Annotated in this window: 11 protein-coding genes; 7 read left to right on the forward strand and 4 right to left on the reverse strand. The window is 64.2% G+C overall.

The window, feature by feature from the left end; translation table 11 throughout:
• Positions 1-45: 45 nt before the first annotated feature.
• On the reverse strand, positions 46-1800 hold the full coding sequence (locus EJ068_RS18970; RefSeq protein WP_127253570.1) for an ABC transporter ATP-binding protein: 1755 nt from the start codon (positions 1798-1800) through the stop codon (positions 46-48).
• A 174-nt stretch (positions 1801-1974) separates the two neighbouring features.
• On the opposite strand from EJ068_RS18970, the gene EJ068_RS18975 reads away from it, so the two are divergent.
• The 3 genes from EJ068_RS18975 (at position 1975) to EJ068_RS18985 (ending at position 4873) form a co-directional block, all read left to right on the forward strand.
• Positions 1975-3255 (forward strand): amidohydrolase family protein, encoded by a 1281-nt coding sequence (locus EJ068_RS18975; RefSeq protein WP_127253569.1) that lies wholly within the window; start codon positions 1975-1977, stop codon positions 3253-3255.
• An 81-nt stretch (positions 3256-3336) separates the two neighbouring features.
• Entirely contained in the window at positions 3337-4260 is a 924-nt protein-coding gene (locus EJ068_RS18980; RefSeq protein WP_127386011.1) for a DMT family transporter, read from the forward strand.
• Between the two features lie 139 nt (positions 4261-4399).
• Positions 4400-4873: a DUF805 domain-containing protein gene (locus EJ068_RS18985; RefSeq protein WP_127253247.1), complete on the forward strand. Its 474-nt coding sequence runs from the start codon at positions 4400-4402 to the stop codon at positions 4871-4873.
• Positions 4874-4888: 15 nt separating this feature from the next.
• Here EJ068_RS18985 and EJ068_RS18990 read toward each other — a convergent pair whose 3' ends face one another.
• Positions 4889-5788, reverse strand: a complete 900-nt coding sequence (locus tag EJ068_RS18990; protein WP_127253245.1) for a phosphotransferase family protein — start codon at positions 5786-5788, stop codon at positions 4889-4891.
• A gap of 100 nt (positions 5789-5888) precedes the next feature.
• Between EJ068_RS18990 and EJ068_RS18995 the strand changes: the two genes are divergently transcribed.
• Positions 5889-6521, forward strand: a complete 633-nt coding sequence (locus tag EJ068_RS18995) for a class I SAM-dependent methyltransferase (RefSeq protein WP_127253243.1) — start codon at positions 5889-5891, stop codon at positions 6519-6521.
• Positions 6522-6533: 12 nt separating this feature from the next.
• Here the strand turns inward: EJ068_RS18995 and EJ068_RS19000 are convergent, their stop codons facing one another.
• Both EJ068_RS19000 and EJ068_RS19005 read right to left on the reverse strand, forming a co-directional pair.
• Positions 6534-8987, reverse strand: a complete 2454-nt coding sequence (locus EJ068_RS19000; protein ID WP_127253241.1) for an FAD-dependent oxidoreductase — start codon at positions 8985-8987, stop codon at positions 6534-6536.
• Positions 8984-9868: a phosphotransferase family protein gene (locus EJ068_RS19005; RefSeq protein WP_126079713.1), complete on the reverse strand. Its 885-nt coding sequence runs from the start codon at positions 9866-9868 to the stop codon at positions 8984-8986. Before EJ068_RS19005 ends, EJ068_RS19000 begins: the two co-directional genes overlap by 4 nt.
• A gap of 390 nt (positions 9869-10258) precedes the next feature.
• Between EJ068_RS19005 and EJ068_RS19010 the strand changes: the two genes are divergently transcribed.
• The 3 genes from EJ068_RS19010 to EJ068_RS19020 all read left to right on the forward strand — a co-directional run bounded on the left by EJ068_RS19010 (position 10259) and on the right by EJ068_RS19020 (position 13406).
• On the forward strand, positions 10259-11023 hold the full coding sequence (locus tag EJ068_RS19010) for a DeoR/GlpR family DNA-binding transcription regulator (protein ID WP_127253239.1): 765 nt from the start codon (positions 10259-10261) through the stop codon (positions 11021-11023).
• A 55-nt stretch (positions 11024-11078) separates the two neighbouring features.
• Positions 11079-11990 carry a LysR substrate-binding domain-containing protein gene (locus tag EJ068_RS19015; protein ID WP_126079711.1) on the forward strand — a complete coding sequence of 304 codons (912 nt, stop codon included), beginning with the start codon at positions 11079-11081 and terminating at the stop codon, positions 11988-11990.
• 261 nt (positions 11991-12251) lie between these two features.
• Positions 12252-13406 carry an ABC transporter substrate-binding protein gene (locus EJ068_RS19020; RefSeq protein WP_127253237.1) on the forward strand — a complete coding sequence of 385 codons (1155 nt, stop codon included), beginning with the start codon at positions 12252-12254 and terminating at the stop codon, positions 13404-13406.
• Positions 13407-13426: the final 20 nt, after the last annotated feature.

Genomic DNA, 13426 nt, shown 5'->3' on the forward strand with positions numbered 1-13426 from the left:
CTTCGCGGCCACCTTCTCCCACAAGGGGAGAAGGTGAAGTTGGCGCTACGGCATCAGCTGATATTCATAAAGCTTCTGATAGAGCCCGCCTTGCTTGAGCAGGGTCTTGTGCGGGCCGCTCTCCTGCACCTTGCCCTTTTCCAGCACCACGATGGTGTCGGCTTGATGCACGGTCGAGAGCCGGTGCGCGATGACGATGGTCGTGCGTCCGACGGTCAGCTGCTGCAGCGCGTCGCGGAACAGCGCTTCCGACTCGGCGTCGAGCGCGCTGGTCGCCTCGTCGAGCAGCAGTATCTCGGCATTGCGCAGCATGGCGCGCGCAATCGAGATGCGCTGGCGCTGGCCGCCGGACAAAAGCGAACCGTTTTCGCCGACCTCCGTCTCGTAGCCCTTGGCCATGGCGCTGATGAAGTCATGCGCGTTGGCGGCCTTGGCTGCGGCGATCACCTCTTCATCGGTCGCGTCCTCGCGGCCGAGGCGGATATTGTGCATGATCGTGCCGGCGAACAGGAACGTGTCCTGGCTGACATAGGCGATCTTCTTCCGGAGCGAATCGAGCGTCGCGAAGGAGATGTCCTGGCCGTCGAACATCACCCTGCCGGTCTGCGGGTCGTACATGCGCATGATCAGGTTCAGGATCGTCGACTTGCCGCTGCCCGACGGCCCGACCAGCGCCGTCATCTTGCCGGCCGCGAGCGTCAGGTTGAAGCCCTCGAACACCGGCGGGCTTTCCGGATAGGCGAAGCTGACATCGTCGAAGCGGATTTCGCCCGGTCCAGGTTGCAGCGGCCTCGCGCCAGGCTTTTCCGCGAGCGTCAGCGGCCGGTCGGCGAGCTGGAACATCATGCGCACGCCGACGATGCCGGTCTCGAGCGAGATGCGAACGCGGGCCAGGCGCTTAGCCGGCTCATAGGCGAGCAGCAGCGATGCGATGAAGGCCATGATGTTGCCCGGCATCTGCCCGCCCTGCAGTACCAGGAATCCGCTGATGAACACCGCGCCGGCGATTGCCAGGCCGGCAATGGTTTCCATCACCGGGCTGGTGGCCGCCTCCAGCGTGGCGATGTTGTTGGCGCGGTTCTCGACGTCGGAGACGGCCTGGTACATGCGTTTGCGCATCGCGCCTTCAAGGTTGAAGGATTTGACGACGCGTACGCCGATCGCCGTTTCCTGCATAACATGAACGATCTGCCCAAGCGAGCGGAACTCCATGGCGGCGATGTTGCGGACGCGCTTCAGGATGCGGTTGACGCCGTAGATCGCCACCGGCCCGACGACGAAGCAGATCAGCGACAGCGCCGGCTGTTGCCAGATCATGACGCCGACCAGCACGGCCAGCGTCAACAGGTCGCGCACATAGGACGTTACGACGAGATCGAGCACGCTGCGCGCCGCCTGCGCGTTGTTGGTCATGCGGGCGATCAGATCGGCCGACGAGGTCGAATGGTAGAATTCGATGCCTTGTTCCAGGATGCGATCGTAGATCTTGCGCTGCCGGTCGGCGATGATGGCGTTGCCGACGCGGCTCATGAAATAGGCCTGGACGAAGGTGGCGAGGCCCTTGACCAGGAAGATCCCCGCCACCCCGGCCGCGATCAAATTGACGCGGTCCAGCCTCTTGAAGACGACGAATTCATTGGTGATCTCACGCAGGATCCAGGCGCTGGCGCCGGTCATGGCGGCCACCACCAGCATCGACACGATGGCGGCGCCATAGCCGAATTTGTGCTCTTGGAAGGATTCCCTCACGAGCCTCGCGACAAGGCGCTGGTTCTCCGTGGAGCGGAAGAAGCGAAACAACGGCCGATCCTGTGTCTGACTCGCAAAGAATTTCGGATTCGCCACGAGGGCGCGAGGCGGCTTATAGAGCGAGTTGTGGCGCGATGGAACCTTTCGGCTGCCGGGGAAAGAAAAGGCTGCGCGAGGTTGTCTTTTCGGCCACGATGATCGCCAGGTCTTGAGAGGTGACGACAGATGGATTTCGACCTCATCGTGCGCGGCGGCACGCTGCCGGACGGCAGGGTTGCCGATATCGGCATTGCCGGCGAAACCATCCGGGCCATAGAGCCGAACCTGCCAGGCTCCTCGCGGACGGAGATCGACGCGCGCGGCAACCTTGTTTCGCCGCCCTTCGTCGATCCGCATTTCCACATGGACGCCACCCTCTCCTACGGTATTCCGCGCATCAACGCGTCTGGCACGCTGCTCGAGGGCATCGCGCTTTGGGGCGAGCTGAAGCCGCTTCTGACGCATGAGGCCGTGCGCGAGCGCGCGCTCGCCTATTGCGACTGGGCGGTGTCGATGGGCCTGCTCGCCATCCGCAGCCATGTCGATGTCTGCGACGACCGGCTGCTCGCGGTGGAAGCCCTGCTCGACGTAAAGAAAACGGTCGCGCCCTATATCGACCTGCAACTGGTGGCGTTTCCGCAGGACGGCCTCTATCGCTCGCCGACGGCGCTGAAGAACACCGTCCGGGCGCTCGACATGGGCGTCGACATCGTCGGCGGCATCCCGCATTTCGAGCGCACCATGGCCGACGGCACCCGGTCGGTCACCGAGCTTTGCGAGATCGCGGCGAAACGCGGCCTGATGGTCGACATGCACTGCGACGAGACCGACGATCCGCTGTCGCGCCATATCGAGCAGCTCGCTTATGAAACGCAGCGTCTCGGCCTGCAGGGCAGGGTGGCCGGCTCGCATCTCACCTCCATGCATTCGATGGACAATTACTATGTCTCGAAGCTCCTGCCGCTGATCGCCGAAGCCGGTGTCTCTGCCATTCCGAACCCGCTGATCAACATCATGCTGCAGGGGCGCCATGATACTTTTCCGAAGCGGCGCGGCCTGACCAGGGTGAAGGAGATGCTGGCGCTCGGCATCCGCGTCGGCTGGGGGCAGGATTGCGTGCTCGACCCCTGGTATTCGCTTGGCACCGCCGACATGCTCGACGTCGCCTTCATGGGTCTGCATGTCGCGCAGATGTCGAGCCCGGCCGATATGGCGCGCTGCTTCGACATGGTCACCAATGTCAACGCCGCCATCATGGGGCTCGATCATCTTGGCCTCGGCGTCGGCAAGCGCGCCAGCCTTGTCGTGCTCGACGCCGGCAACGCGATCGAGGCCATTCGCCTGCGCCCCGAACGTCTCTGCGTCATCGCCAAGGGCAAGGTTGTCGCCGAGCGGACCAGGCAGGAGACGCAGCTGTCGATTTCCGGACGTCCGGCGCAGGTGAACCGGCGGCACAGGGCCGGCTAGAACCAGCCGATTTCCGCCGCTGGTCTTACCGGCTGGCCGAATTTCGCTCGTCAAACCGGCGGCCTGCGGCTAGGGAGCGCCATGGCTCAGACCATCGCTCGCAATTTCACGATCCGGAACATGTTGCTCGCCGGCATCCTTTTGATGCTGGCAGGGGACTTCATGTTCGCGCTGAACGATGCGATGGGCAAATGGCTGGTCGCCAGCTTCTCCGTCGGCCAGGTTGTGCTGATCCGCTCGATCGGCGCCTTCATCGTGCTGGGGCCGATGATCGCCAACCAGGGCGCGGGCAAGCTGTTCCAGATGGAAAGGCCGGTGCTGCAGCTCTTGCGCGTCGTGGCGACGACGCTCGACACCGGGCTTTTCTACGCCGCCGTCGTCCACCTGCCGCTCGCCGACGTCATGAGCTTCTACATGGCCGGGCCTATCTATGTCGCCGCGCTTTCGCACCTCTTGCTCGGCGAGAAGGTCGGCTGGCGCCGCTGGCTGGCGATCCTCGTCGGCTTCTGCGGCGTGCTGATCATCCTGAAGCCGTCCTCGGCGGCTTTCTCGCTGTCGTCGAGCTATGCGCTGATTGGCAGCGTGGCCTTCGGCTTCGCCATCATCCTCGGCCGGCTCCTCCGCGGCACCAGCGACACGACCTTGGTCACCTGGCAGACCATCGGCACGCTGATCGTCGGCGGCGCGCTGACCATCGGCGCATGGAATACGCCCTCGGCGCTCGACTTCGGCGCCATGCTCTTGCTTGGCGTCGTGTCCTGCGCGGCCCATCTGATGATCACAAGGGCGCTGAAGCTGGCGCCGGCCTCGACGCTGGCGCCGCTGCATTACAGCCTGCTTCTGTGGGCGATTGTCTTTGGCCTGGTTTTATTCGGCGATGTGCCGAGCCCGCGCATCCTGGCCGGCTCGGCGATCGTCGTGCTCGCCGGCATCTTCATCTTCCATCGCCAGAAGGTGGTGGAAACCGCGGTGCCGCCCCAAAACGTGCCGAAGGGCGTGAATTAGACTCGGGCCACCTCGCCCTGCCCTTGCGGCCGGAAAGTTTTGCGGTGAAAACCGCCTATCGGGTGCAATCTCCAATTGATTCCGGCCGGACGGGCAGGATAATCATAGCTCCGAAGATTGGAGTATTGGGGGGAAAGTAATGGGCAGTTTCTCGATATGGCATTGGCTCATAATTCTGATCATTATCGGCTTGCCATTGTTGTTTGTCCTGAGGGCGCCGCCAGCCGGCGTCAATCGCTTCGGTGACACGCCGCTGTCGATGAACTTTGGTGAAGCGGTTGCAAGCTTTTTCCGAAATTATGTGAACTTTTCCGGCAGGGCCAGCCGCTCGGAGTTCTGGTATTCTTACCTCTTCATAATCGTCGTTGCCGTTCTTATGGGGATAGTCGATATCTTTGTGGGAAACGAAGTCGTCTCGTCGCTTTGGAATCTTGCCGTTCTTCTGCCGACACTTGCCATGACCGCGCGCCGGCTGCATGACATCAACAGAAGCGGCTGGCATCAGCTGCTTGCGGGATTCTTCCCCATCGGCACCATCGCGCTGCTCATCTGGTATTGCAAAAAGTCCGATGAAACAGGGTCGTTGAACGAGATACAGAGGGTTTTCAGGTAACCCGCTGGGATGGCTCTAGCCCAGGCGCACGGCGGCGAGGTGTCGCGAAAACTCCGCCGTCTCCATCAGCGCCTTGCAGCGGGCGAAACGGCCGTCGGCATAGGCGCGGAAATCGTCGGCCGGATTGTCGTTGGCGAGCTGGATCAGGCCCCACAGCGTCCACAAAAGGTCGCACATCGCCTTGTAGATGACGACGCGGCCCCGCTCGGCCGGCCGCGCCTCGCCGGCGAAATAAGCGCGCATCAGGTCCTCGTCCTGGGCGGCATCGAACCTGCCCTCGACCGAGAGATCGCCGAGGTCCCAGAGCGGATCGTTCATGCCGGAATATTCCCAGTCGACGATCCACATCCGCTCCCCCGTATCGAGGAAGTTCTCGCACAGCGGGTCGCAATGGCAGGCGGCAAGCGGGATGGCCTGCGCGGCAAGCGCCGCGCGCACCGCGCCTGCCTCGCGCACCACGTCGTGATAGCCGGCCGGCAGCGCCACGTCCTTGGTCGACAGGACCTTGAGATAGTCGTCGATCATCGCGAACAGCTCGAAGCGGAAGGGAAACACGGCACCCGAAGAGTGGAGCTTTCGGAAGGCCTCGCCAGCCCGCGCCGGGCTGCCCGGCCGCGCCTTGAATTTTTCGGGCGACATCGTCTCGGCGCCGGCGATGAAGCGCGTCGCCATCACACCGGACGCCGGATCGGCATAAAGCACCAGCGGGCTGACGCCGGCGCTGGCCGCCTCACGCGCCGCCACCGCCTCGTTGGCGCGGTTGATGTACTCCTCGGTGCCCTTGCCGGGGATGCGCAGGCACACGTCACCCGCCCTGTAGACCCTGTTGGTTAGACCGCCCAAGCGCTCCAGCGGCCCATCATAGCTCGCCAGCACCGGAATGGCCGCCAGCGCAGCGCGCAGCTCGTCGATCATGTCGTGTCCCCTTCACGCCATTGTTGTCGCTCGGACGGTTCCACAGTTTTGGCGGCTTGGCTATGATCCTTTGCACATGAATCGGCTTCGAGGGGCGACGATGACGGACGGCAAGCACAGCGGCTCGCTAAGCGCGGCCTACGCGGCGAAGCGGCCGGAGGACGTGGCCGCGATCTATGACCACTGGTCCGAGACCTACGATGCCGACATGTCGGCCGCCGGCTATCGCCATCCCACGATCTGCCTGGCGCTGCTTGCCCGCCACCTGCCGCGCGGCGCCGAACCCTTGCTCGATGCCGGCGCCGGCACCGGGCTGATCGGCGAATGGCTGGCCATCACCGGCTATCCGCGCGTCGAGGCGCTCGACATCTCGCAAGGCATGCTGGACAAGGCCGGCGCCAAGGGCGTCTACACGGCGCTGCATCGGCTGGCGATGGGCGACACGCTGCCTTTCGCCGACGGCGCCTATGCCGGCATCATTTCGGCGGGCGTCTTTACCTCGGGCCATGTCGGCGTCGAAGGCCTGGACGAGCTGATCCGCATCTGCCGTCCAGGTGGCGTCATCGTGCTGACCGTCAAGAACACGCTGTGGGATGCCGGCTTTGAGGAGCGCATCGCTGGGCTGGAAGCGCGCGGCACCCTAAGCCGCCTCGAAGAGACGCGGCCCTACGCCTCGATGCCTGGCGAAACCGATACCGTGCCGAGCCGGGGCTTGGTGCTGCGCGTCAACTGACCGGCCCGGCGGTCAAGCCTTTACCCTCTTCCCGGCCGGGTCGTACATCGCCTCGAGATGGATCTTTGCCGGCGTGCGTTCCATCGCCACCACCAGCTCGTAGTCGCCGGAGGCGAGGAACTCGTCGCCGACGCCGTCGGCATTGCGCACATAGCCGTAGCCGATGTTCTTCTCGACCGTGTAGCCGTAGCCGCCGCTGGTGAGGTAGCCGATAGCTTCGCCATTGCGCAGGATCGTCTCGCGCCCGACCAGCACGACCTCCGGGTCATCCACCGTGAAGCCGGCAAAGCGCTTCGTCGGCGGCTTGCCGGTCGTTTTCTCCAGTGCTTTGCGTCCGACGAAGTCGGTGTTCTTGCGAAGCTTCACCGCCCAGCCAAGCCCCGCCTCCAGCGGCGTGTCGTTCGGCGTGATATCGGACCCCCAGGCTCGGTAGCCCTTTTCCAGCCTGAGCGACTCCAGCGCCCGGTAGCCGACCGGCCGAACGCCGTGTGCCTTGCCCGCCGTCATCAGTACATCGAAAACCTCGCCGGTGGCGGCGATCGGCACATGCAGCTCCCAGCCGAGCTCGCCGACATAGGTGACGCGCAGCGCCTTCACGCTATGGCCAGCAATTGCGATCTCGCGGGCATGGCCGAAGGGGAAGGCGGCGTTCGAAACGTCGGCCTCCGTCACCGCCTGCAGCATGTCTCGGGCACTCGGCCCCATCAGCGACAGCGTGCCGTACTCCTCCGTGACGTCGGCCAGCCTGGCGTCGAGGCCGGAGCCGATATGGTCGCTTATCCAGGACAGGTCATGCGTGCGGAAGCCGGTGCCGGTGACGATGTAGAACCGCTCCTCGCCGAGCCGCGACACGGTGAGGTCGGCCTCGATGCCGCCGCGCGTGTTGAGAAGCTGCGTGTAGGTCAGCCGTCCGACCGGCTTGTTGACGTCGTTGGCGCAGATCCAGTCGAGCGCCTTCAGCGCGTCGCTTCCGGCCAGCTCGTATTTGGCAAAGGAGGATTGGTCGAAAAGGCCGACCTTCTCGCGCACATGCCGGTGCTCGTCGCCGACCGGGCCGAACCAGTTCTGGCGGCCCATCGAATAGACGTCCTCGGCGGCCGCGCCATCGGGCGCGAACCAGTTCGGCCGCTCCCAGCCAAGCTTGGAGCCGAACACGGCGCGGTGCGTCTTCAGCCGCTCATAGAGCGGCGAGACGATGCGCGGCCGGCCCGAGAGATACTCTTCGTGCGGGAAACCGATCGTGTAGTGCTTGCCATAGGCCTCCAGCGTGCGGTCGCGGACCCAGTCGCGGTCGCGGTGCAGGCTGGAGAAACGTCTGATGTCGACCACCCACAAATCGAGCGGCGCCTCGCCGTCGACCACCCATTGCGCCAGCACCCAGCCGGCGCCGCCGCCCGACGCGATGCCGAAGGCGTTGAAGCCCGCGCCGACGAACATATTGGCGCATTCCGGCGCTACGCCGAGGATGAAGTTGCCGTCCGGCGTGAAGCTTTCCGGCCCGTTGATCATCTGTTTGACGCCGACATGGGCGAGCGCCGGCACGCGCTCGATTGCCTGGCTCATATGCTGTTCGAAATGATCGTAATCGTCGTCGAACAGGCGGAACTCCCAGTCGTTGGGCACGTCGCCGCCGGGAAGCCCGGTTGCCCAGGCCTGCGGGTTGGGCTCATAGCCGCCCATCACCAGTCCGCCGACCTCCTCCTTGAAATAGGTGCGGCGGTCGGGGTCGCGGATCGTCGGCGCGTCGTTCGCCAGCCCTTCGATCCTCTCGGTGATGATATACTGATGCTTGACCGGCTGCAGCGGCACGTTGATGCCGGCCATCGCGCCGACCTGCCTTGCCCACTGCCCGGCGCAGTTCACCACCTTGTCGCAGGCGATGTCGCCCTTGGGAGTCTGCACCGCCGTGATGCGGCCGTCCTTCATCGTAAAGCCGGTGACGCGCACGTCTTCGAACAGTTTCGCGCCATGCATTCGTGCGCCCTTGGCGAGCGACTGGGCGATGTCGGAGGGGCTTGCCTGCCCGTCGGTTGGCAGCCACGAGGCGCCGACCAGGTCGCCCGTCTCCATCAGCGGCCACATGCGCTTCACTTCCGCCGCCGACAGAAGCTGCATGTCCATGCCGAAGCTTTTGGCCGTCGTTGCCAGCCGCTTGAACTCGGTCCAGCGGTCGGCATTGGTCGCGAGCCTCAGGCAGCCGGTCATCTTCCAGCCGGTCGCCAGGCCGGTCTCGGCCTCGAGGCCCTTGTAGAGCTCGACCGAATATTTGAGCACGCGCGTGATCGAGGCCGAAGAGCGCAACTGCCCGACCAGGCCGGCGGCGTGCCAGGTCGAGCCCGAGGTCAGCTTGCCCTGCTCAAGCAGCACCACGTCCGCCTTGTGGTCGCGCGCCAGATGATAGGCGGTGGAACAGCCGATGATGCCGCCGCCGATGACGACGATTTCGGCATGGCTGGGCAAGGTCATGGCTTGGTCCCGTATTTCGTCCGGTAGTTCTCCAGCGCGGCGTCGAGCCGGACGAGGTTTTCCTCGGTATAGGCGACATAGTCGATGCCGGGCGCGTCGAGATAAAGCTCGGAGACCATGCTCCACATCGCCTCGCGCAGCAGCGAGGCGCATTGCATGGCGGCGTGCGAGCGGCGGATCTCGCTGTCCGGCTCCTTCATGAAGTAGGCGGTCAGGAAGGCGAAGGATTCATCGTCGCTCAGGCCGGCATTGGAGGCGGCGCCCGCAAGATCGAACATCGCCGTGTTGAAGCCGGCATATTCGAAATCGATCAGCCACAGCCGCTTGCCGTCGTCCAGGATATTGGCCGGCAAAAGATCGTTGTGGCCGAAGACGATCGGCAGCAGTTTTTGCGCCCGCTCGAGCTCGTCGGCCAGCGCTAGATAGCGCGGCAACTGATCCGTCTTGCGGCTGCCGCCTTCGTCAAGCGTGCGCGCATAGTCGCGGATGACGTGGAACACCCAGAACATGAAGCCGGCGCCGGAGACATGGCTCGGCATCTCGCGATGGAAGCCGCGCAGCAGCGCCGCCACGCGGCCAAGATTGGCCCGCACATCCTCGGCGAGAAAGGTCTTTGCCCCGAGAAACGCCGTCACCAGGATGCCGGGCTCGGCATAATGCACGGCCGGCGCGAATCCAGCAGCATGCGCGGCCCGCGCCGTCATCACCTCGCGCTCGCGAAAGACGTGGTGGAAGGGAAAATCCTGGCCGAAGCGCACGACATGCCGCCCCGCGGCATCCGTGACGACAAAATTGGCGTTGCTGAGGCCGCCCGGCAATGGCTCGATCTCGATGCTGCCGTTCCAGCACGGCAGGGCGCGGATGCGGTCTTCGGCGCTCACGGCTTCGCTCCGGCCTCAACCGGTCCCACGGAAAACGACGATGGGACAAAATAGAAAAGCCTCGTCGGTGCGAGACGCCAGGATCGGTATCCCGCACCGCACCGACGAGCCCCTTGGCCAGGTTCAGGATCCCGGCATCCGCCCCCGCGGATTCGATAAAAGCGCAAATCTGGCTGGTTCCAGACGATCTGGTCACTAGGTTGCGGCTCTGCCATCACCCTCCCTTAGCAGTTCCGAGCCCTTGTGACTTGTAACCACTTTCATGCCCAGGTGGCAGAGCTGTCAATCAAAAGCTGTGACTTTTTTTGGGTGTTTTGCCCGAAAATATAAGCGACTCCTTTCAAAGCGTTGTCAAAGCCTTAAATTCGGTCAAGATCCCGGGCATTCCATATGATCCACTCGAAACGGCATGGCGAAATCCTGCGGCTCCTCGGCGAGGAGGGCACGATCAGTATAGCCAGCCTTGCCGAACGACTCGGCGTCTCGCAGGAAACGGTGCGGCGCGACGTCAAGCCGCTCGCCGATGACGGGTCGGTGCTGAAGATGCACGGCGCCGTCGGCCTTGCCTCGATGGTGGGCGAGGCGCCGTTCGAGCGGCGCATGCGCGAGAATGCCGAAGCCAAGCGCCTGATCGCCAGGATGGTCGCGGCCACCATCCGCGATGGCGAGGCGATCATGCTCGACACCGGCACGACCACATCCTTCCTCGCGCGCGAGCTGCTTGGCCACCGCCGGCTGACAGTGGTCACCAATTCCTCCGACATCGCCCGCACGCTGGCGACGGTGAACGGCAACAAGGTCTATATGGCCGGCGGCGAGCTGCGCAGCGACTCGGGCGCTGCTTTCGGCATTTCGGCGATCGAGTTCGTCAGCCGCTTCTCGGTCGATCATGCGGTGATCTCGATCGGCGCGGTCGACGCCGACGCCGGCCTGACCGACTACGAGCTGGAGGAAGCGGAGTTCGCCCGCATGGTGCTGTCGCGCGGCCAGCGCTCGCTGGTCGTCACCGACCATACCAAATTCGGCCGCCAGGGGCTGGTCAGGGTCTGCGGCTTCGACGGCTTTTCCGAACTCGCCACCGACCAGCCGCCGCCGCCCGACATAGCCGCCGCGCTGAGCCGGGCCGGCGCGCGCCTGACCATTGCGGCGGCCTGACCACCGCGGACAAAGCCCGCTTTCTTTCCCGCGCGCGCCGGTGTTTAGTCCGGCCATGGCCTTCACCATCCGCCAGCTCCAGTTCTTCGTCGCCGTCGCCGAGCAGGGCACCGTCTCGGGCGCCGCGCAGAACCTGTCGATCTCGCAATCCTCGGTCACCGAGGCAATCAAGGAGCTGGAGAGCGATCTCGGCGTCGAGCTCTTCGAGCGCCATCCGCGCGGCTTGAACATCACGCACAAGGGCCACCAGTTCCTGCGCCACGCGACCAAGATCCTGGCCGATGTCTCGGATGCGCGCCGTTCCTTCTCCAGCGAACAGGCTGTCGCCGGCGGCCGCCTGCAGCTCGGCGTCACCTCGCTGGTCGCCGGCTATGTGCTCTCCGATCTGCTCGCCCGCTACCGCCGCGCCTATCCCGGCGTCGAGGTCTCCGCCATCGAGGACAATGGCGATTATCTCGAGCATCTTCTGGTCGGCGGCAAGCTCGACATTGCCGTCATGGTCACGTCCAACCTGCGCGACCGCACGGCGCTGCAGTCGGAAATCCTGGAAGTCTCGGCCTACCGGCTGTGGATCCCGCTCAGCCACAGGCTCGCCAGCGCCGACATCATCTCGATCGGCGACATCGCGTCTGAGCCGCTGATCATGCTTACCGTCGACGAGATCGAGGAGAACACCGGCAAGCTGCTGTCGGCGATCGGCGCGAGACCCCATGTCGCCTTCCGCACGCGTTCGGTGGAAGCGGTGCGCAGCCTGGTCGCCACCGGCGCCGGCGTGGCGCTGTTGCCCGACCTCGTCTACCGGCCCTGGTCTCTGGAAGGCGACCGCATCGAATCGCGCGATATTTCCGGCTCGCTGCCGGTGGTCCAGGTCGGCACCGTCTGGCGCCGCGGCTCCGGCCTGCCGCAGGCCGCGCGCGACTTCATCGGCCTCGCGCAGTCGCAGCGGATGGTGCGTCAGAGGCTTTGATCAGAGCAATTCCAGGAAAAGTGCGAAGCGGTTTTCCGTCCGGAATTGCGTCCAAAATAACTATCGGAAAAACCGATATCGGCTTTCTGATAAATGAATTTGCGAAACCGGATTTTTCACAGCACTTTTCGTTCAGGGAACAAAGCCGCGCCCTGAGAGCGCTGCCGTCGGGGCATGAAGCTCCGACCCTGTAGTTTGCGCATGGTCCTTTCCGAAAGCCGAACTGGTTTCGGAGTCATGCGCCAAAATGGGAGATCGATGATGAATGCATTCCTGAAGTCGTGCACGGCGCTGACTGTCGCGCTGACTTTTTCCGGTCAGGCCATGGCCCAGGTCAAGGAACTCGGCAAGGGCGAGGGCGAGGTCAACATCGTTGCCTGGCCGGGCTATATCGAGCGCGGCGAGACCGACAAGGGTTATGACTGGGTGACGGCTTTCGAGAAGGAAAGCGGCTGCAAGGTTAACGTCAAGACCGCCAACACCTCCGACGAGATGGTCTCGCTGATGAACGAGGGCGGCTTCGATCTCGTCACCGCTTCGGGCGATGCCTCGCTGCGCCTCGTCGCCGGCAAGCGCGTGCAGCCGATCAACACCGATCTGATCCGGAGCTGGAAGACTGTCGACGACCGCCTGAAGGACGCGCCCTGGTTCACCGTCGACAAGGTGCATTACGGCGTTCCCTATCAGTGGGGCCCGAACATCCTGATGTACAACACCGATGTCTTCAAGGAAGCGCCCAAGAGCTGGAACGTCGTCTTCGAGGAAATGAAGCTGCCCGACGGCAAGTCGAACAAGGGCCGCGTCCAGGCCTATGACGGCCCGATCCACATCGCGGACGCCGCCAACTATCTGAAGTTCCACAAGCCTGAGCTCGGCATCAAGGATCCATACGAGCTGAACGAAGACCAGTACAAGGCGGCGCTCGACCTGTTGCGCACGCAGCGCACGCTGGTCGGCCGCTATTGGCACGATGCCGCGATCCAGGTCGACGACTTCCAGAACGAAGGCGTGGTCGCTTCCGGCTCCTGGCCCTATCAGGTCAACACGCTGGTCGCCGCCAAGAAACCGGTCGCCTCGACCGTGCCGGAGGAAGGCGTCACCGGCTGGGCCGACACCACCATGATGGAAGCCGACGCCGCCCATCCGAACTGCGCCTATATGTGGCTCGAGCATTCCCTGTCGCCCAAGGTCCAGGGCGACGTCTCGGCCTGGTTCGGCTCGCTGCCGGTCGTGCCCGCCGCCTGCAAGGGCAATGAGCTTTTGACCGACGAAGGCTGCAAGACCAACGGCTACGACAATTTCGACAAGATCAAGTTCTGGAAGACGCCGGTTTCGAAATGCGCCAGCCAGAACGACCAGTGCGTGCCCTATTACCGCTGGGTGTCGGACTATATCGGCGTCATCGGCGGACGGTAACGCTCTTTACCCTCCCCTTG

The sequence above is a fragment of the Mesorhizobium sp. M2A.F.Ca.ET.043.02.1.1 genome (assembly GCF_003952405.1).
Classification (GTDB): Bacteria; Pseudomonadota; Alphaproteobacteria; order Rhizobiales; family Rhizobiaceae; genus Mesorhizobium.